This window comes from Rhodovulum kholense (assembly GCF_003053725.1).
Classification (GTDB): Bacteria; Pseudomonadota; Alphaproteobacteria; order Rhodobacterales; family Rhodobacteraceae; genus Rhodovulum; species Rhodovulum kholense.
The window spans coordinates 125510-144540 of the sequence record NZ_QAYC01000009.1 but is presented as its reverse complement, the minus strand read 5'-3'; the positions used below and the strand labels follow the sequence as shown (position 1 = coordinate 144540).

14 protein-coding genes and 1 pseudogene are annotated in these 19031 nt (G+C 67.9%); 4 read left to right on the top strand and 11 right to left on the bottom strand.

Going from position 1 to position 19031, the window contains the following annotated elements:
- Positions 1-22: 22 nt before the first annotated feature.
- The 5 genes from C8N38_RS13100 to C8N38_RS13080 all read right to left on the bottom strand — a co-directional run bounded on the left by C8N38_RS13100 (position 23) and on the right by C8N38_RS13080 (position 4808).
- Positions 23-1639 (bottom strand): OpgD/OpgG family glucan biosynthesis protein, encoded by a 1617-nt coding sequence (locus tag C8N38_RS13100; RefSeq protein ID WP_108027624.1) that lies wholly within the window; start codon positions 1637-1639, stop codon positions 23-25.
- Positions 1640-1811: 172 nt separating this feature from the next.
- Positions 1812-3383, bottom strand: a complete 1572-nt coding sequence (locus C8N38_RS13095; RefSeq protein WP_108027623.1) for a GMC family oxidoreductase — start codon at positions 3381-3383, stop codon at positions 1812-1814.
- A 27-nt stretch (positions 3384-3410) separates the two neighbouring features.
- Complete coding sequence (locus C8N38_RS13090) at positions 3411-3935, bottom strand: twin-arginine translocation signal domain-containing protein (RefSeq protein WP_108027622.1); 525 nt, start codon at positions 3933-3935, stop codon at positions 3411-3413.
- Positions 3936-4013: 78 nt separating this feature from the next.
- Positions 4014-4409, bottom strand: a complete 396-nt coding sequence (locus C8N38_RS13085) for a VOC family protein (RefSeq protein ID WP_108027621.1) — start codon at positions 4407-4409, stop codon at positions 4014-4016.
- A gap of 105 nt (positions 4410-4514) precedes the next feature.
- On the bottom strand, positions 4515-4808 hold the full coding sequence (locus C8N38_RS13080) for a ribbon-helix-helix domain-containing protein (protein WP_108027620.1): 294 nt from the start codon (positions 4806-4808) through the stop codon (positions 4515-4517).
- A gap of 186 nt (positions 4809-4994) precedes the next feature.
- Between C8N38_RS13080 and cobU the strand changes: the two genes are divergently transcribed.
- A complete protein-coding gene (cobU, locus tag C8N38_RS13075; protein WP_108027619.1) occupies positions 4995-5501 on the top strand; it encodes a bifunctional adenosylcobinamide kinase/adenosylcobinamide-phosphate guanylyltransferase in 507 nt (168 codons plus the stop codon).
- A gap of 9 nt (positions 5502-5510) precedes the next feature.
- On the opposite strand, the gene mntR is transcribed toward cobU, so the two are convergent.
- Complete coding sequence (mntR, locus tag C8N38_RS13070; protein ID WP_108027618.1) at positions 5511-5966, bottom strand: manganese-binding transcriptional regulator MntR; 456 nt, start codon at positions 5964-5966, stop codon at positions 5511-5513.
- A gap of 236 nt (positions 5967-6202) precedes the next feature.
- Here mntR and C8N38_RS13065 point away from each other — a divergent pair, with 236 nt between their 5' ends.
- The gene (locus C8N38_RS13065) at positions 6203-7471 is read left to right on the top strand and encodes an Nramp family divalent metal transporter (protein ID WP_108027665.1); all 1269 of its coding nucleotides are present in this window, start codon (positions 6203-6205) and stop codon (positions 7469-7471) included.
- 39 nt (positions 7472-7510) lie between these two features.
- Here C8N38_RS13065 and C8N38_RS13060 read toward each other — a convergent pair whose 3' ends face one another.
- Entirely contained in the window at positions 7511-7804 is a 294-nt protein-coding gene (locus C8N38_RS13060; RefSeq protein ID WP_108027617.1) for a hypothetical protein, read from the bottom strand.
- A 230-nt stretch (positions 7805-8034) separates the two neighbouring features.
- Here C8N38_RS13060 and C8N38_RS13055 point away from each other — a divergent pair, with 230 nt between their 5' ends.
- Positions 8035-9165, top strand: a complete 1131-nt coding sequence (locus tag C8N38_RS13055; RefSeq protein WP_146176276.1) for a hypothetical protein — start codon at positions 8035-8037, stop codon at positions 9163-9165.
- Between the two features lie 383 nt (positions 9166-9548).
- Entirely contained in the window at positions 9549-12137 is a 2589-nt protein-coding gene (locus tag C8N38_RS13050) for an EAL domain-containing protein (RefSeq protein WP_108027615.1), read from the top strand.
- A gap of 496 nt (positions 12138-12633) precedes the next feature.
- Here C8N38_RS13050 and C8N38_RS13045 read toward each other — a convergent pair.
- From C8N38_RS13045 to C8N38_RS13025, 4 genes and pseudogenes are all read right to left on the bottom strand, one after another.
- Positions 12634-13718: pseudogene (locus C8N38_RS13045) on the bottom strand (IS3 family transposase).
- Between the two features lie 298 nt (positions 13719-14016).
- Positions 14017-16401: an ammonium transporter gene (amt, locus tag C8N38_RS13035; protein WP_108027613.1), complete on the bottom strand. Its 2385-nt coding sequence runs from the start codon at positions 16399-16401 to the stop codon at positions 14017-14019.
- Positions 16402-16528: 127 nt separating this feature from the next.
- The gene (locus tag C8N38_RS13030; protein WP_108027612.1) at positions 16529-17968 is read right to left on the bottom strand and encodes an NAD-dependent succinate-semialdehyde dehydrogenase; all 1440 of its coding nucleotides are present in this window, start codon (positions 17966-17968) and stop codon (positions 16529-16531) included.
- Positions 17965-19020: a tartrate dehydrogenase gene (locus C8N38_RS13025; RefSeq protein ID WP_108027611.1), complete on the bottom strand. Its 1056-nt coding sequence runs from the start codon at positions 19018-19020 to the stop codon at positions 17965-17967. The genes C8N38_RS13030 and C8N38_RS13025 overlap by 4 nt, the downstream gene beginning before the upstream one ends.
- Between the last annotated feature and the right edge of the window lie 11 nt (positions 19021-19031).

Sequence of the window (19031 nt, the reverse complement as noted above, 5' to 3'; positions counted from 1 at the left end):
GTCAGGGCCGGACCGGCGCGCCTCAGCGCAGCCGGTCGATCTGGTCGGGATGGATCTGGCCGAGCCAGGTTTCGGTCAACGGCTTGCCGTCCCGTGTCAGATAGGCGCGCAGGTCCACCGTCTCGGTTCCGGGCGGCGCCTTGAGGTCGAACACCATCCGCCAGCGGTCGGTGTCCACCACCGGCAGCACGAAGGGGTTGATGATCACGACCCCCTGGGGCGCCGAGACCTTTGGCAGGATCCCGTCCTTGCGGTTCAGCCCCTTCAGCGCGGGCCCCTCGAAATCGACGACGACCTTGATCTGGTCCTTTGGCCGCGGCTGGCCGGGCACGCCGCCATTGCCGATCCGGGTGGCAACGGTATGGGCCAGCTTCATCTCGACCGGCGGGGTCGCGGTCCAGTGCAGCCGGTAGGAAAACGTCATCTCGTCGCCTGCCTGGGGCTTGGTCTCTGGGTTCCAGAACGCGACGATATTGTCGAAGATCTCGTCATCGGTCGGGATCTCGATCAACTGGACCGCACCCGCGCCCCAGGGCGAGGTCGGCTCGACCCAGACCGCTGGGCGCTTGTCGTAGAACACGCCGTCATCCTGGTAGTTCTCGAAGTCGCGGTCCCGCTGGATTAGCCCGAAGCCCTTGATGTCCCGGTCGAAATAGCTGGAGGTCACGACCCGGTCGGGGTTGTTCAGCGGCCGCCAGATATGTTCGCCCGCGCCGGTCTCGATCATCAGCCCGTCGGTGTCATGCACCTCGGGCCGCCAGTCCGCCGACTGGAAACGGTTGCTTTCGGAATACCAGAACATCGAGGTCAGGGGCGCGATCCCCAGCCGTTCGACCGGTGCGCGGAAGAACAGCCGCGCGGTGATGTCCATGATCTGGCCCTGGCCGGGGTGATCGCCAAGCACCATCCGGTAGGCGCCCGCGACGCTTGGCCCGTCCAGCAGCGCGTTGACGATGGTGCGGCCGTCCGGACCCGGCTCGAGGTAGAATTCGGTGAAGCGCGGGAATTCCTCGGGCACCGACATGCCGGTATCGAGCGCGATGCCGCGTGCCGACAGCCCGTATTGCTTCAGCGCGCCGTCCGAGCGGAAATAGGCCGCGCCGAGAAACGAGATCCAGTCGGTTTTCATGTCGGGCCGCATCAGGCGGAATCCGGCAAAGCCCGCATCGGGTTGCAGCGCATGGGCCGGGCTGTCTTCCGGCATGTCGAAATAACCGGTGCTGTAGACCAGCTCGCGGGCGGTGCCGTCCTCGACCGCGAAGATCTTCACCGGCTGGCGGAAATAGGTGCCGAGATGGAAGAACTGCGCCGCGGTGTCGCCGATCATCAGCGAGGTCTCGGGCCGGAAGAAGATCTTCCAATGCGCGTCATAGTCGATCTTTTCCAGCACGTCGGGCTGATGCACCGGCGTCGGCGCATAGGGTCGGGCGGCCAGCGCGGCGGCGCGGGAGGCCAGCATGTCGAAGCTGAAAGCTTTGGGGGCGCCGAGTTCGGGAGCTGAAAGGCCCGGTGCGGGCGGGACCGAAGCCGGATCGGCCGCGGCGAAGGGGGCGGCGGCAAGAACGGCGGCAAAACAGCTTGCGGCGGCGAAGAGGGCACTCGTCAGAAGGCGATAGGCGGTCGGGCGGACAGTCGGCACGGTGGGCTCCTTGGCGGCGGCCCCGGCGGGGGCGTCGTCCGAGGGATGTGGTGGATTCGCGGGCCAAATCAAGCTGAAGATCGGGTCTTGGGCGGTGCCGCGCAGGGATGCCGCCTGGCGGGGGGGCCGCGGAACAAGGGCCGGGCGGTGCCGCCCGGCCCCCGCGGTCCCGTCAGATCGTCCGCGCCGACATTTCGCGGGCGATATGGTCGGCCTGGCGGATCGCCAGCGCGACGATGGTCAGGGTCGGGTTCTCGGCCGCGCCGGTGGTGAATTGCGAGCCGTCCGACACGAAGAGGTTCGACACGTCATGGGTCTGCCCCCAGCGGTTCACCACGCCGTCCCTCGGGTTTTCCGACATTCGGTTGGTGCCGAGATTGTGGGTCGAGGGATAGGGCGGCGTCGGGAAGGTGCGGGTCGCGCCCACCGCCTCGTAGATCGCGCGGCCCTGGGCATAGGCATGGGCGCGCATCGCCCGGTCGTTCGGGTGGTCGTCGAAATGCACATCGACCACCGGCAGGCCGTGCTGGTCGGTCACGTCGTGGTTGAGGGTGACGCGGTTGGTTTCCTGCGGCATGTCCTCGCCGACGATCCACATGCCCGCCATGGTCTCGTAGGCATCGAGCGCCGAGGTGAATTCGCGCCCCCAGCCGCCCGGATCGAGGAAGGCCGCCATGAAGGGCAGGCCGAGGCTCAGGGTCTCGAATTCATAGCCACCGACGAAGCCGCGCGAGGGGTCGTGACGCGCCTCGTCGCGGATGATCCCGGCCATGGTGGTGCCGCGCCACATCCTGACGGGCTTTTCGAAGGTGGCATAAACCGACCCGGTCATGTGCCTCATGTAGTTGCGCCCGACCTGGCCCGAGGAATTGGCCAGCCCGTCGGGGAACATCGACGAGGCCGAGTTCAGCAGGAGCCGCGGGCTTTCGAACGAGTTCCCGGCGACGCAGACGATCCGCGCCTTCTGCATCTGCAGAGTGCCCTCGGCGTCGAAATACTCGACCCCGGTCACCTTGCCGGTCGCGTCATGCAGGATGCGCGCGGCATGCGACCGGTCGCGGACCTCGAGATTGCCGGTCTCTTCGCCGCGCGGAATGTCGGTATAGGCCGAGGACCATTTGGCGCCCCATTTGCAGCCCTGGAAGCAGAACCCCGTCTGCTGGCAGCTGACGCGCCCGTCGCGCTCGACCGAGTTGATCGCCATCCGGCCGGTGCTGACCTCCTTGTAGCCAAGCGCCAGCGCGCCCGCCTCGAAGACCTTGTAGTTGTTGTTCCCCGGCAGGCCGGGCAAGCCGTTGGTGCGGGTCACACCGAGCTTTTTCTCGGCCAGATCGTACCAGGGCTCCATCTCGGCCGCGTCGATCGGCCAGTCGAGCAGGTTCGCACCCTGCACCGGGCCATAGGTGGTCTTGCCCTTCCATTCGTGGTCCTGAAACCTCAGCGAGGCCCCGGCCCAGTGGGTGGTGGTGCCGCCCACCGCCTTGACGATCCAGGCGGGCAGGGCCGGGAAGTCGCGCGCCACCCGCCAGTCGCCCGATGTGGTGCGCGGGTCGGTCCAGGCCAGCTGGCCGAAGCTTTCCCATTCGTCGTTGATGTAATCCTCGGGCAGATAGCGCCCGCCGGCCTCCAGCGCCACGACCTTGACGCCCTTCTGCGCCAGTTCGTTGGCCAGCACCCCGCCGCCCGCGCCGGTGCCGATGATGACGACCACACTGTCGTCGGTCTTGTCGAATTTCGCAGCCATGTCCGTTCCTCCCTGACTGGCTATGGCTCAGAGCCAGGCGATGTCGTCGAAGCCGCGGTGCAGATAGCCGCCCTTCGAATAGCTCTCGCCCTCGTAGCCAAAGAGCGGCCAAAGCGCTTTTTGGTTGTAAAGCCCGGTCACGAGCCCGCCGCGCACGGTCTGAAAGAAGGGGCTGTCCTCGATCCCGCGCAGGATCGCGACCCGGTCGCTTTCCCAGCCGGTGCCCAGGTAGCTGGCGAAGCCGTGGCCCCGGGCGGCCGCGTCCAGCGCGGCGACCCCGGCCTCGACCATGGGCGCGGCCTCGGCGCTGTCGTAGCCCTTGACCGCGACCGCGTAATATTCGGTGCCGACCCGGTCATGGGGGTAGATGTCGCGCGCCATCTGCACGAGGGTCGCGAAGGTCTCGGGTTTCAATGCGGTGGTCTCGAGCGCCCAGGCGGCGTCTGGCGCGGCGACGAAGCCCGCCCCCACCACCAAAGTCGCCCCCGCCGCGCTGGCGCGCGCAAGAAGCTGGCGCCGGGTCAGTGCCCGGACGGCTTGCTGGTCTGTCATCTGGTCTCCTCCCTTGACAGACGGGCGGGGTCCAGCCGCCCTGTCTCTTGTCGTTATCGGTCTTTTCTCTTTATCGGGTCATTTGAAGCGGCCGCTGCGTTCCAGCACCTCGATCTGGTAGCCGTCCGGATCGGCGACGAAGAAGAACCGCCCGACCAATTCGCCCGCCGGGGCGAATTCCACCAGCTTGCGCGGCGCGAGGCCCTCCGCCTCGAAGCGCGCATGTTCGGCATCGAGATCCTCGACCGACACCGCGAGATGGCCATAGCCGTCGCCGAGGTCATAGGGCTCGGTCCGGTCCTTGTTGACGGTCAGTTCGAGTTCGAATTCGGTTTCCGGGTTGCTCATGTAGATCAGCGTGAACTCCGGGAAGTCGAGCCGGTCCGCGACCTTCAGCCCGAAGGCCTTGTCGTAGAACGCGACCGACCGCTCTTCGTCGAGCACCCGGATCATGCTGTGGATCGCCTTGGCCAAGATGGTCCCCTTCTTGCTGGGTCTTCCGTTCGGAATGATCCTAGCGCGAGGCGGGGAGGGTGCGGGTAGTAGCTTGATACTACCGCGCGGGCCTTCCGTGCGGGCCTATTCGGCGGCCATCGCCATCGCGCCCCCGGCCGGGACCGTCTCGCGGAAGATCAGGCAGGTGCAGCGCAGAAGCGAGGTGAAATTCGACGGCTCGCCGTGCAGTTCCAGCACCTCGGCATGCAGCTTCGAGATGAAGGCGGGCGTCGTCACGCCTTCGGAAACCGCGATTTCGTCGAGGATCGCCCAGAAGCTGTTTTCCAGCCTGATGCTGGTGCTTTGCCCGTTCAGCCGCAGCCGCCGCGTTGTGGATTGATACCGTTCGGGGTCCTGACCCGCAAAGATCTGGCACATGGCATGTCTCCTTCCCTGCGGCGCGGTCTTCGTCCGGATCGGCGGCCGCCCGTCCTGTCCGTTTCGAAGTTTATACCAATTCCACGCGCCTCCCCAAGCAGGAACCGTGCCGGACCCGTTCCGGGCGGCGATTGAAGCGCGGCGCGGTGCGGGCTATGCAGCGCCCTGCGGCAAGAGGAGAGCGCGATGGGACGGATCGTTCTGGTGACCGGCGGGGCCCGGTCGGGCAAGAGCAGCCATGCCGAGGCACGGGTGCGGGCGATGCCGGGCGCGCCGGTCTACATTGCCACCTCGGAGCCGCAGGACGACGAGATGCGCGACCGCGTGGCCCGCCACCGGGTGGCGCGGGGGCCGGGCTGGACGCTGATCGAGGAACCGCTCGATCTGGTCGGCGCGCTTGACCGCAGCGACGGCGCCGGACCGCGTCTGGTCGACTGCCTGACGCTCTGGCTGTCCAATCACATGTTCGCCGGGCGCGACTGGGAACCCGAGGCCGAGGCCCTGACCGCGGCGCTTTTGCGTCAGCAGGCGCCGGTGGTGCTGGTCTCGAACGAGGTCGGCATGGGCATCGTGCCGGAAAACGCGCTGGCGCGGGCCTTTCGCGATGCCCAGGGCTGGGTCAACCAGCGCGTGGCCAAGGTGGCCGACGAGGTCGAATTCGTGGTGTCGGGCCTGCCGCTGCGGGTGAAGTGACGGCGGCGGTCAGCCCTTCGCGTCCAGAAACCCCTCGAAGGCATGCAGCGTCGCGTCCGAGACGTGATGTTCGATGCCTTCGGCGTCAAGCTCGGCGGTCTCGCGCGGCACCCCCACCGCCACCAGCAGATCGACCACCACCCGGTGGCGCTGCCGCACCCGGTCGGCCAGCGCCGCGCCGTCTTCGGTCAGGAACACGCCCCGATAGGGCCGCGACACCGCCAGCCCCTCGCGCTTGAGCCGCGAGACCGCCTTGGTCGCGGTCGGATGCGCCACGCCCATGCGCTGGGCGATGTCGGCCACCCGCGCCTCGCCGTGCTCGGCGATCAGATCGCCGATCATCTCGACATAATCCTCAAGCAAGGCCACTGCCTGCGCCTCGCGGGCCCGCTGGAACCGGTCGGGCTGCGCATCGGCGGTGAGGTCCGTTTGCGGGTCGCAGGTCGGGGGCGCGTCGGGCGGCATCGGGTCTCCTCTCCCGCACCGGCGCCGCGGCCGGCCGGACTGTCAGACCCCAATATATACCCGCGCCGGGCGGTCCAGACCAGCCCCTCTTGCCGTGTCCGGAGGAAAACAAAGACGCACCATCACGATAAAGACACTTGCACGGAATAAAGCCCTGGCTACATTTCGAACGTCATCCCTTCACCCCCTGCCCGCAGGACGAAACCGTGAGCCCGAGCGACCGCACCCGTCTGGAAATGTCTGCCGTTCTCGCGGGCAAGCGTCACGGGCTGCGTGCCCGGCTGCTCTTCGTGGGGCCGGCGGTGATCGCCTCGGTGGCCTATATGGACCCCGGCAACTACGCGACGAACATCCAGGCCGGGGCGGGCTATGGCTACGCGCTTTTGTGGGTGGTGCTGCTGGCGAACCTGATCGCGATGCTGTTTCAGGGCCTCTCGGCCCGGCTTGGCATCGTCACCGGCAAGAACCTGGCCGAACTGTGCCGCGACCACTTTCCGCGCCCGCTGGTGGGCGTGATGTGGGCCGTCAGCGAGGTGGCGGCCATGGCCACCGATCTGGCCGAGTTCCTGGGCGGGGCCATCGGGCTGTCGCTGCTGCTGGACCTGCCGCTGCTCGTCGGCATGGCGATCACGGCCATCGTCACCTATGCGATCCTGCTGGCCCAGGGGCGCGGCTTCCGGCCGATCGAGCTGATCATCGGAGCGTTGGTCGGGGTGATCGGGCTGTGCTATCTGGCCGAGATCCTGATCGCCCCCATCGACTGGGGCGCCGCGGGGCTGGGTCTGGTGACCCCCTCGATGCCCGATACCGCGGCGCTGACCATCGCCGTCGGCATCATCGGGGCCACCGTCATGCCGCATGCGATCTACCTGCATTCTGGTCTGACCCAGACCCGGACGGTCATCCACAGCGAGGCCGAGCGGGCCAAGGTGCTGCGCTATTCCGACATCGAGGTCGTGGCGGCGCTGGCCGTCGCCGGGATCGTCAACATGGCCATGGTGATGATGGCGGCCAGCGCCTTTCACACCGGCCATAGCGAGGTGTCCGAGATCGAGACCGCCTATCACACGCTGACCCCGCTTCTGGGCGCGGCGGCGGCGGGGGTGTTCCTGCTGTCGCTGATCGCCTCGGGTATTTCCAGTTCGGTCGTCGGCACCATGGCCGGTCAGATGATCATGCAGGGCTTTCTGAGGATTCGGATCCCGATCTGGCTGCGGCGGCTGGTGACGATGCTGCCCGCCTTTGCGGTGGTCGCGGCCGGGGTCAACGCGACCCAGGCGCTGGTCGTCAGCCAGGTGATCCTGTCGATCGCGCTGCCGGTGCCGATGATCGCGCTGATCGTCTTTGCCGGGCGGCGCGACGTGATGGGGACCTATGCCGCCGGGCCACTGGTGCGGGGCCTCGCGGTTGCGGGCGCGGTCGTGGTGCTGAGCCTGAACGCGGTGCTGCTGGCCGGGTCTTTCGGCGTCGATCTGCCCTTCCTCGGATCGGTCGCGCTGCACTGAGCGGCGGTGCGTCCCGGTTCGCTGTCGCTGTCCTGCGGTTCAGTCCTGCGGGCCGCGCGGCGGCCGGGCCAGGCCGATCAGCAGGCCCAGCGCCAGGGCGCAGATCCCGAAGCCCTGCAGGCCAAGCACGCAGAATTCGGCCAGCACGGGCGGACTGGCGGCGCCCGCCGCAAGCCGCGCCAGACCGGCGCCGAGTCCCAGCCACAGGAAGGCCGAGGCACCGAGCGCGACCGACAGGATCGGCAGCGCCTTGGCGGGCGGCAGCGCACAGAGCGAGCGGCAGGATCCGGGGCAGGACCGGCGGGCAGGAGTGCGGCTGGCGCGATCGGGCATGGCGGGCGGTCTTTCTCGCGAATGGGCTCGTCTGCATGGAACCCTGCAAAAGGTTGATGAATGCCTTTCACCGGGCGACAACGCGGTCTTCCGTCCGGCCGGGTACGATATGAGCGATCGTGTCGCAAGAAAAGTTTATCATGGATCAAGGACTCCGTGACATGGCTCGGGCTATGTCGCCCGCCATCGCGCCCATCCGCATCGCGGACGGCCCGGATCAGGAGCCTCGCATGCCCGCCCTCGTAAAGACCGCCGTCACCATTGCCGAACCGGCCGGTGTTCCGCACCTCTGCCGGGCCGTGGTCCTGCCGCTGGCTCTGGTGCTGGCGGGGTCGGACCTGGCGGCGGGACCGGCGGTCGCGATGCCGCCGCTGACCGACGCGCCGGAGCGGCCCTTCTATTTCGTGGTCGATCTGGGCGATCTGGCGGATGGCAGCGCGACCAGCGTTCCGCACGCGATCAGCGAGGACAATGCCGTCGTCGGCGCCGCCGCCGACATGACGGGCGCCACCCATGCCTTCTACTGGAAAGGCGGGCAGATGCGCGATCTCGGCGTGCTGCGGCTGATGGGCGAGCCGATCTACAGCCAGGCCGAGGACATCAACGAGGCCGGGCAGATCGTCGGAACCACCTATACCGACGAGGGCCCGGCGGTCGCGCTCTGGGACAAGTCGGGCATCTCGCTGCTGCCCGCGCTGGAGCCCGACGCCGATCCGGGGCAGGCGCATTCGATCAACGCCCGGGGCGACATCACCGGCTATGTCGGACGCCCCGACCGCAAGGAAAGCGTGGCGCTGTGGCAGGGCGGGCGGTTGGTCGAGATCGGCTTGCCGGGGCCGCAATTCGACACCGCCCATGGCATGGTCATCAACGACGCGGGCCAGATCGCGGGCCAGGCCGCGCGCCATGACGAGGTGCGCGCCTTCCGCTACGACGCCGGGGTCTGGACCCTGCTGCCGGAATTTTCCGGCGGCGGTTATGCGAGCCTTGTCAACGACATGAACCGGTCGGGCGAGATCGTCGGCAAGGGCATCGGCGAAAGCGGCACGGATCGCGGCTTTTTCTGGGATGGCGCGGTCTTGTACGACATCGGCGACCTGCCCGGGGGCAAGGACATGAGCCATGCCTTCGGGCTGAACGACCGGGGCGAGGTGGTCGGCTACAGCGCCGCCGGGAACGGCAACGCCGCCGTGCTCTGGACCCGGGCCGACCGGCGGTTGGTCGATCTGAACGACTGCATCGACCCGGAAAGCGGCTGGCATCTGGTTCTGGCCAAGGACATCAACGACAATGGCTGGATCACCGGCTATGGCATCGCGCCGAACGGTGCGACCCATGGTTTCGCGCTGATCCCGGAATAGGGCCGGCGACCGGCGGCGCGATCCGGCCGACACGGCCCGGTCGCGGCCTTGCGATCCGGCCCGGCTGTCGTCGGCGCCCGGACGGGCCTGTTCGACGGGACGGGCAGGGCCCGCCCGCCGGTCTTCCATCGGCTGCCGGCCGGCGGTTTTCGCGGGTCGCGGACTGATCCGTCAAGGCGGTCCCTCGGATGCCATCAATTTGACCTATTCGATTGCTATGAAAATGGAAGGCCCTGCAGGCGGCAATCCCGGGTCTCTTAAAGCGGTTTTAAGCTGATGGCGTCAGTCCCTTGCAGTGTCGGGGGGGCAACGCCTCCCGGGCGAAGGTCGGGGCGCGCAGACCCGGGGCAGGCGGAACGATCCGCCAGGGGACGGAGACGGACATGACGGAAACGCGCAGCGGCCGGGGATGGCTCGTCAATCGCCTTGCGGCGACGGGGCTCGGGGTGCGCCTGATCGGGATCATGCTGGCGCTTTTCCTGACCAGCGTGACGCTTGGCGTCATGGGATATGTGGAACTCCGGGCACTGGGGGACTCGGCGCGATCGGTCGGCGATGTCTCGGTTTCGCGGCTCTTTGCCATCAATGACATGGAGAATGCGCTGAGCGATCACGAGATCGCCGCCGAACGGTCCGTTCTTGAGGACGATCCGTTCGAACGCCAGGATCTGCACGACGCGCAGCGTATGGCAAGTTCGGCCTTCGGACAGGCTCTCTTGCGTCTCAAGACGTTCGGTCTGTCGTCCGAGGAAAAAAGGATCGTCGCCGAGATTCAACGTGACTGGGACGGCTATCTCGACAAGTTCCGGCTTGCCGACAGGTTCGCCGATGACGGCCGTTTCGAAGAGGCGAAGGAGCATTTCGAGATCGGGGCCGAACAGATGGCGGCCGCTCTGACCGCGAAGATCACCGACATCACCACGCTGACCCGCGCCGACACTGCGGTTGCGCTGGACCGTCAGGACACCATCGTCGAGCAAAGCCTGCGTCTGATCGTGGTGACCCTGGCGGCCGCCGGGGGGCTGGCCCTCGGCGCGGCGATCTGGGTCCTGCGGCGCCTGAGCCTGCCGCTGATCGCACTGAACGAGGCCCTGCGCAGGCTGCTTGCCGGGGACGATACCGTCCGGCTGCCGGATTTCGGCACCGAACGGAACGAGCTGTCGACCCTGTCCCATTCGGCCCATGCGCTGCGCGACAGCATCGTCGAGACCCGGCGGCTGGCCGCCGAGATGAAGACCCAGCGGGCGCTTCTGTCCGAGACCGTAGAGAACATGCCGGCGGGCCTGTGCATGTTCGACGAGACCGGCAAGCTTCTGGTGGCGAACGCGATGTTCTGGTCCTTCTTCGGCATGCCGAAAGAGCTGACTTCAGGGCAGGGCTCGGTGATGCTGGACCGGCTGTTGACTCAGGTCGGCTGCCGGATGACCGCCGCGCGTCCCGGCGGCGGGGCGGCTTTTGCCAGCCGCATGAAGGCCCTGATCGCCCAGGGCGGATCGGACTCGGCGTCGTGGGAACTGGACGACGGGCGGCATGTCCTGTTGCAGGTCCAGCCGGTGCCCGGCGGCTGGATGATGATCGCCAGCGACATTTCCGACCGGGTCGACCAGGAGGAACAGGCCCTCCACATGGCCCGGCACGACACGCTGACCGGGCTTCCGAACCGGCGCGCCTTTGCGGACAGCATCGACTACGCCATCGCCACCGCCGACCCGAACCGGCCCGCGGCGATCCTCTTCGTCGATCTCGACCGGTTCAAGCATGTCAACGACACGCTCGGCCATGCCGCGGGCGATAAACTGTTGCGCCATGTGTCCGAGCGTCTGCAGGGCGCGGTGCGCGAGGGCGACACCGTTGCGCGGTTCGGCGGCGACGAATTCGCCGTGATCCAGATCGGCCAGCAGCAACCCGACAGCGCGCTGGGGCTTGGCGACCGGATCATCGACTTGCTCTCGCAACCCTTCAGGATCGACGGGCGGCTGGCGGATATCGGGGCCAGCGTCGGCATCGCGCTCGCGCCCGAGCACGGCGACCGCGCCGAAACCATCATGTCGCGCGCCGATATCGCGCTTTACGCGGCCAAGTCCGCGGGCCGCGGCCAGTGCCTTCTGTTCGACACGGACATGCTGGACCGGCAGAACGCGCTGATCAAGCTGGAAGCGGATCTCAAGCGCGCCATCGAGCTGGACCAGTTCTCGATGCTGTTCCAGCCGCTGGTCAATCTCGATACCGGGCGGATCACCGGGGCCGAGGCGCTGCTGCGCTGGCGGCACCCGACGCGCGGGCTGGTCCCGCCCGCCGAATTCGTCCCCATGGCCGAAGAGCTGGGGCTGATCGTGCCGCTCGGGGCGCTCGTGCTGCGGATGGCCTGCACCGAGGCGGCCGCGTGGCCCGACCGGCTGAACGTCGCCGTCAACCTGTCGCCGGTCCAGTTCCGGCGCCACGACATTGTCGGCGATGTGGTCGCGGCGCTGAAATCGAGCGGCCTGCCGCCCGCCCGGCTGGTGCTGGAAATCACCGAAGGCGTGCTGCTCGAGGACACCGACGACGTGAAGGACAAGCTGATCACGCTGAAGGGCATGGGCGTCCGGATCTCGCTGGACGATTTCGGCACCGGCTATTCCTCGCTTCGCTATCTCAGGATCTTCTCGTTCGACAAGGTGAAGATCGACGCCTCCTTCGTGCAGGAGATCGACAGCGATCTGGGCGGCGCCGCGGTGGTGCGGGCGGTCTGCATGCTGTGCGGCAGCATGGGGATCGACGTCGTGGCGGAAGGGATCGAAACCCGCGAGCAGTTGCTGCAGGTGATGGAGGCCGGGTGCAACGAGGCGCAGGGTTACCTTCTGGGCCGGCCGCTTGCGCGCGAGGAGTTCCTCGAGATCGAGGGCCGGTCGGCGGCAGGCGTCTTTCCCGGGCTCGGCGTCGAGGAGAGCCCGGACCTGCCCTCGGCCATGCGCAGCGCGCAGGCGGGCTAGGCACGCCCGGCGCGACGGCCGCCGATCCGGCACGGAAGGGGATCGGGCGCGGTGAGCGTCCGACGAACCGGACCCGGACGAACCGGGCCGAGACCAACCGGACCCGGACGAACTGGAAGCGGACGGACCTGGCAAGCCGATGCGGAACGGCTTTGCGGTGCCTGTCAACGGCCGGATGCACGTCGATCCGCCGACCGCGACTGTGCCCGGCGGCCGGTCTCACGCGGTCGGCCACCGGGCGCAAACCGGTGGCGCCTTGATCAACGCCCGTGATCGCGGCCCGGGCGGCCGCCTGCTCCGCCGGGCGCCGGCCCCGGAGGATCGGACCCCGGCCGATCACGCACGAAACCTGACCGCCGCAATCGCCCCGCTCTGCGGGACGAAGGCCCGGAGGAAGGCTGCGGGCGTCGGGCGATTGCTTGCCTAGCGCCGTTCGGCGAGAACGCCGGCCGGGACAAGGTCGCGACTGACCTGCTGCTCCCCTCGGAGTCCGCGTTTATAGGTTAGCTCTGTTCAGGGTTTGGTCCTCTTTCGACCTTTGGCGATACTCCCACGGGGTGAGCCCGTCGAGGCTCGTGTGGGGGCGGTGATGGTTGTAGTCGTCTCTCCACGCCGTGATCAGGCCGCGGGCAGGGCGCAAGTTGGCGAACAGATGCTCGTTGAGGCATTCGCCCCTCAGGCGGCCATTGAAACTCTCGACAAGGCCGTTCTGCATCGGTTTCCCCGGCGGGATGTAATGCCATTCGATCCGACGATCCTGCTGCCATTTGAGGATGGCGTTCGAAGTCAGCTCGGTCCCGTTGTTGCTGACCACCATGCAGGGATGGCCTCTGATCTCGGCGATCCGATCCAGTTCTCGGGCGACCCGGATGCCGGAAAGCGAGGTGTCGACGACCGTCGCCAGGCATTCCCGGCTGAAGTCGTCGATCAATCACAGGATCCGGAAACGGCGGCCATCGCTCAGACTGTCCGAGACGAAGTCTAGCGACCAGCGCCGGTTCGGTCCCTGCGGGATCGCCATCGGCGCCCTGGTGCCCAGCGCCCGCTTGCGGCCCCCTCGCTTGCGCACGGTGAGGCCCTCCTCGCGGTGGATCCGGTAGAGCGCTACGCCCTGCAAACGATCCCCCGGATCGTTTGATTGACGGGCTTCGATCCAGTTCAGTGCCCAACCTTCCCGCCGCAGCAGGATGTGAAGACGCCGATATCCGAACCGCCGTCTCTCGCCGGACGGGTCCCGCAGCGGCTCGCGCAACTCCCGGTCCTCCGGCCTGATCGGCTGCCGCCGATACACGCGCGGGTCGATCCCGGCCAGCGCACAGGCGCGCGGCTGCCAGCAGCTCTTCTCCTTCATGGCCCAGTCCACAGCACGACGCCTCGAACCGTGTCTTGGAAGTTTCTTCCCAGCGTATTCTTCAGCTTCGCGTTCTCGGCCTCCAGCGCCTTCAGCCGCCGAGCATCCTGAACCTCCATGCCGCCATATCTCGAGCGCCACTTGCAGAAGGTCGCGTCGCTGACGCCGTGCTTGCGGCACACCTCCTTCGCGCCCAGCCCGGCCTGATGCTCCTTCAGGATGCCAATGATCTGGTTTCCATGGGCTTACGCGGCCCCACTTGGGCCACGGTCCCATTCCAACTCGCTGAAACGGCTTCTCTTCTTCGTCTGTCTCCTCGTCTGGAGAACAGGCTAACCTCAAAACGAAAACAGTTCAGGGGAGCAGGTCGCAACCGGATGAAATATCAGGGGCAAGCTCAAGGGTAAGCTCAGAGACAAACTCAGAGACAAACTCTGGGGCAAACTCGGGGACCGCTCGATCGGCCGCCCGCGAGGTTCGCAAGATCCCGCGCGCGACCGGAGCGGAGACCGGGCCTTTGCGGCAGGGTCAGGCGGCGCGATACCGTTCGACCGTGGCGGTGGTGCGGGCGGCGTTCGAGTGCAACTCGCGCGCCACCTGACGGGTCTGGTCCGCCTCTTCCAGCACTTTCCGTGAAGACTGCGCCAGATCGGACAGCGTCGTTTCGACCCGCGCCAGGAGGGTGCGCGAGCGCGCTTCCATTTCCTCGACCTCGGCCAGCAGCGTGGCATTCGAGGCGATGCGGCCGCGAATGTCCTCCAGCGCGTGATCGGTGCCCGCGACCTCGCGGACCGCCCCGGTGACGGTCTCGCGCACCCCGTTCAGCATGCCGCGGATGTCGGCCGCCGAGGCGGTGGTGGTCTCGGCGAGGCTGCGCACCTCCTGCGCCACCACCGAAAAGCCCGCGCCGGCCGTGCCGCTGGCCCGGGCCGCCTCGACCGAGGCGTTGAGGCTGAGAAGTCGGGTGGCAAAGGCGACCTCGTCGATCATCTCGAGCCCGGCGGCGATGCGTCCGATCGCGGCGCTGGCCTGTTCCATCCCGGCCACGGCCCGCCGCGAAATCTCGGCGGCATCGGCCGCGCCCTGACGCGCCAGTTCGGAATTCAGCAGCGCCTGTTCCAGACGCGCGCCGTTGCGGTCGACCTCGGCGCGCAGCTCGGCCATCTCTTCCGAAACGGACCCGATCTGGCGCGCCTGATCGGTCGAGCCCGAGGTCAGCGTCGCGCTCTGGGCGCTGAGCTGCGCGGCATGGGCGGCGACCGACTGGGCCGAGGCGGCGATCTCGCCGACCATAGTCTCGACCGACCCGATCATCGCATTGATCGACCCCGGCACCCGGGCGAAGGGGCCCTCGTGCCCGATCTGCATGCGCCGGTCGAGCCGCCCGTCCAGCACCGCCTCGATGGTCCCGGCCAGATCGGCCAGCAACGCCTCGGACTGGTCGGCAAGCCGCCGGTCGGTTTCGGCCTTGCGGCGGATGTTCTCGGCGATGCCGTTGAACAGGGTCGCCGCCTCGTGCGATTCCTCGCCCGGTTCGGTCTCGATCCTGCCGATCTCGGCCGAGGGGTTCTCGGCGATGCGGGCCATCGCCCGCACCAGCCCCGAAAGGCCCAGCGGCGCGTCGTGTTCGGCAATGTTCAGCCCGGCCTCCTCGGCCTCGCGCGTGACGCGAAGCCCGCCGCGCGGCCCGTCGGGCGCGGGCAGCAGCGCGTCCACGATCCGCAGCAGAACGAAGGCCGTGCCGAAGGCCCAGACGAAGACCGCGCCGATGCCCAGGGCCTGCACACCGATCTGGGCGATCCGGCTGCCTGCCATCAGCGCATCGGGCCGGGCCAGGGCGCCCGCCATCAGCGTCCCCCAGGCCCCTGCGACGCCGTGCACCGAGATCGCCCCGAGCGGGTCGTCTAGCCGCCAGACCCGGTCCAGCATCTCACGCGCAAGGAAGGCGACGGCGCCCGCGCTGGCCCCGATCAGGAAGGCCGATTGCGTCGCGACCGCGTCGCAGCCTGCGGTGATGCCGACCAGACCGGCCAGCGAGCCGTTGATCAGATGCTCGGGCCGGTAGATGCCGGTCTTGCGCGCTCCGATGATCAGCCCGACCGCACCGCCCGCCGCGCCCGAGACGATGGTGTTGGCGATGATCCCGGCGATGGCGCCGGACCCGATATTGGTCGATCCGCCATTGAACCCGATCCAGCCGATCCAGAGGATCAGCGCGCCCAGCGTCGACAGGACCGGCGAATGGCCATGGAGCGTGACCGGCCGTCCCGCTGCGTCATAGCGCCCGAGCCGCGGTCCGATGAGGATGATCGCGGCCAGAGCCACCCAGGCACCGACCGAATGCACCACGGTCGACCCGGCGAAGTCGATGAAGCCGAGCCGCGCGAGCCAGCCCTCGGTCTCGCCCGACAGCAGCCCGCCCCACGCCCAGTGGCCCGAGACCGGGTAGATCAGGCAGCCGATCAGCAGGGTGCAGATCATGTAGCCCGACATCGTCGCGCGTTCCGCGACCGCGCCCGAGACGATGGTGGCCGCGGTGCCGCAGAACATCAGCTGGAAGACGAAGAAGGTCAGCGACCAGTCGCCTTCGGTGTTGAAGAAAATGTAGTCGGAAGAAAACCCGATCCATCCGCCGAGGCTGGGACCGAACATCAGCGCAAAGCCGATCGAGCCGAAGGCCAGCGTCGACAGGATGAAATCGACCAGGTTCTTCTGGGCGACGTTGATCGAGTTCTTGGACCGGACCTGCCCGGCCTCGAGCAGCAGGAAGCCCGCCTGCATCATGAAGACCAGCGCCGCGGCGGTCATCGTCCAGACATGGTCGAGGTCGGTATGAAGCGCGAAACGCTCGGTGCCGGCGGCTGCAATCCCAGGCGTCAGGAGGGTGGCGAGAACCGCCAGGACAGCTTTCATGAACAGGGCTCACTGGTTGAAAACGACTCCCTGCCTAGTCCCCACATCCGAAATAAGAATTAACCGCCCGGGGCCACTGCCGCCGGGGCCCCGGAAAGGGCGCGCCGATGGGCGCGCCCTGCCTCGATCAGAGCAGGCCGCCCATATGGAAGGCTTTGGTTTCAAGGTATTCCTCGATCCCGGCCTGCGCGCCCTCGCGCCCGAGCCCCGAGGTCTTGACGCCCCCGAAGGGCGACACCTCATGGCTGACCGCGCCGGTATTGAGCCCCACCAGACCGAACTCGAGCGCCTCGCCGACCCGGAAGGCGCGGGCCAGATCGCGGGTGTAGAAATAGGCGGCCAGCCCGAAGGGCGTGCCATTGGCGAGGGCCAGCGCCTCGGCCTCGGTCTTAAAGCGGAAGATGGGCGCCACCGGGCCGAAGGTTTCCTCCGAGGCCAGCCGCATCGCGGTCGTGGCGCCGGTCAGGACCACCGGATCGGCGAACTGCGGCGGCAGATCGCGGGCGGGGGTCGCCCGGGTCGCGCCCTTTGCCAGCGCGTCGGCGACATGGGCCTCGATCTTGGCGATGGCGGCGGCGTTGATCATCGGGCCGATCTGGGTGCCGTCCTCGGTGCCCGCGCCCACCTTCAGCGCCGCGACCCTGGCCGAAAGCTTTTCGACAAAGGCGTCATGAATGCCCGCCTGCACGAGGATGCGGTTCGAACAGACGCAGGTCTGCCCGCCATTGCGGAATTTCGAGGCCATCGCGCCCTCGACCGCCGCGTCGAGATCGGCGTCGTCGAAGACGATGAAGGGCGCATTGCCGCCCAGTTCCAGGCTGAGGCGTTTCACTGTGGGCGCGCATTGCTCCATCAGCAGAGACCCCACCCGGGTCGAGCCGGTGAAGGACAGCTTGCGCACGATTGCGGACCCGGTCAGCGTCGCGCCGATCTCTTCGGGGCGGCCGGTCAGGATGTTGATGACGCCCGCGGGGATGCCCGCGCGCTCGGCCAGAACGCCAAGCGCCAGCGCCGAATAGGGGGTGAAGTCCGAGGGCTTGATGACCACGGTACAGCCTGCCGCCAGCGCCGGGGCGACCTTGCGGGTGATCATCGCGTTGGGGAAGTTCCAGGGCGTGATGATGGCGCAGACGCCCACGGGTTCCTTCAGCGTCAGGATGCGCTTGTCGGGCGTGGGCGAGGGGATGATACCGCCATTGATCCGGCGGGCCTCTTCGGCAAACCAGCGCACGAAGCTCGCGCCGTAGCGGATCTCGCCCAGGGCCTCGGCGAGCGGCTTGCCCTGTTCGGCGGTCAGGATCTGCGCGAGGTCTTCCTCGTGGGTGCGCATCAGCCCGTACCAGGCCATCAGGATATCGGCCCGCTCGGCATGGGTGCGCGCCTTCCAGGGGCCCATGGCGGCCCCGGCTTCGGCGATGGCGTCTTCGGTCTCGGCGGCGGTGCAGTCGGGCATGTGGCCGAGGACCGAGCCGTCGGCCGGGTTCTCGACGGCCATGTCGGGGCGGGAGATCCACGCCTTGCCGATCAGCGCGGCCTGGCGGAAAAGGTCGGGGTCGTTCAGCTTCATTCTTCTCGGGCCTCCAGCGCCGCGGCGACGGCTTTCGTGATGTCGGATGTGGAATGGCTGCCGGGCCGGGTGCCGATGCCTTGCGCCGTGGCGGCCTCTATGGCGGCAAGGATCGCGGCGGCGGCCTCGGCCTCGCCCAGATGATCGAGCATCATCGCCGCCGACCAGATCGCGGCGATGGGGTTGGCGATATCCTTGCCCGCGATATCGGGGGCCGACCCGTGCACGGGTTCGAACATCGAGGGCGCGCTGCGGTCGGGGTTGATATTGGCCGAGGCCGCGAAGCCAAGACCCCCCTGAATGGCCGCCCCCAGATCGGTCAGGATGTCGCCGAAAAGGTTCGAGGCGACGATCACGTCAAGGCTTTCGGGCGCCATCACCATCCGCGCGGCCATCGCGTCGATATGCATGGGCTCGACGCTCACGTCCGGGTAGTCGGCGGCGACCTCGCGGGTGACTTCGTCCCAGAAGACCATCGAATACTGCTGGGCGTTCGATTTCGTCACCGAGGTCAGGTGCCCGCGCCGCGCGCGCGCCTGCTCGAAGCCAAAGCGCAGGATGCGCTCGACGCCCATCCGGGTAAAGACCGAGGTCTGGATCGCGACCTCGCCCGGCGTGCCCTGATGCACGCGCCCGCCCGCGCCGGAGTATTCGCCCTCGGTATTCTCGCGGATGCAGAGAATGTCGAAGCCTTCCGACCTCAGCGGGCCTTCGACGCCTTTCAGCAGCCGGTGCGGCCGGATATTGGCATATTGCGCGAAGGCCTTGCGGATCGGCAGCAAAAGCCCGTGCAGCGACACGGAATCCGGCACCGTGGCGGGCCAGCCGACCGCGCCCAGATAGATGGCTTCGAAGCCGCGCAACGTCTCGATCCCGTCCTCGGGCATCATCCGCCCCGTGGCCAGGTAATGGTCGCAGGACCAGGGGAAGGTCTCGGTCGCCAGCGTGAAGCCGAAGCGCCGGGCGGCGGCGGTGGCGATCTCCATCGCGGCATCGGTCACGTCGACGCCGATGCCGTCGCCCGGGATCAGGGCGATCTTGTGGTTGGTCATGGTCGTCTCCT

Coding starts and splice junctions, on each gene's coding strand:
- C8N38_RS13095 (WP_108027623.1), bottom strand. CDS start 3,383: ATGGCTGCGAAATTCGACAAGACCGACGACAGTGTGGTCGTCATCATC.
- C8N38_RS13090 (WP_108027622.1), bottom strand. CDS start 3,935: ATGACAGACCAGCAAGCCGTCCGGGCACTGACCCGGCGCCAGCTTCTT.
- C8N38_RS13080 (WP_108027620.1), bottom strand. CDS start 4,808: ATGTGCCAGATCTTTGCGGGTCAGGACCCCGAACGGTATCAATCCACA.
- cobU (WP_108027619.1), top strand. CDS start 4,995: ATGGGACGGATCGTTCTGGTGACCGGCGGGGCCCGGTCGGGCAAGAGC.
- mntR (WP_108027618.1), bottom strand. CDS start 5,966: ATGCCGCCCGACGCGCCCCCGACCTGCGACCCGCAAACGGACCTCACC.
- C8N38_RS13065 (WP_108027665.1), top strand. CDS start 6,203: ATGTCTGCCGTTCTCGCGGGCAAGCGTCACGGGCTGCGTGCCCGGCTG.
- C8N38_RS13060 (WP_108027617.1), bottom strand. CDS start 7,804: ATGCCCGATCGCGCCAGCCGCACTCCTGCCCGCCGGTCCTGCCCCGGA.
- C8N38_RS13055 (WP_146176276.1), top strand. CDS start 8,035: ATGCCCGCCCTCGTAAAGACCGCCGTCACCATTGCCGAACCGGCCGGT.
- C8N38_RS13050 (WP_108027615.1), top strand. CDS start 9,549: ATGACGGAAACGCGCAGCGGCCGGGGATGGCTCGTCAATCGCCTTGCG.
- amt (WP_108027613.1), bottom strand. CDS start 16,401: ATGAAAGCTGTCCTGGCGGTTCTCGCCACCCTCCTGACGCCTGGGATT.
- C8N38_RS13030 (WP_108027612.1), bottom strand. CDS start 17,968: ATGAAGCTGAACGACCCCGACCTTTTCCGCCAGGCCGCGCTGATCGGC.
- C8N38_RS13025 (WP_108027611.1), bottom strand. CDS start 19,020: ATGACCAACCACAAGATCGCCCTGATCCCGGGCGACGGCATCGGCGTC.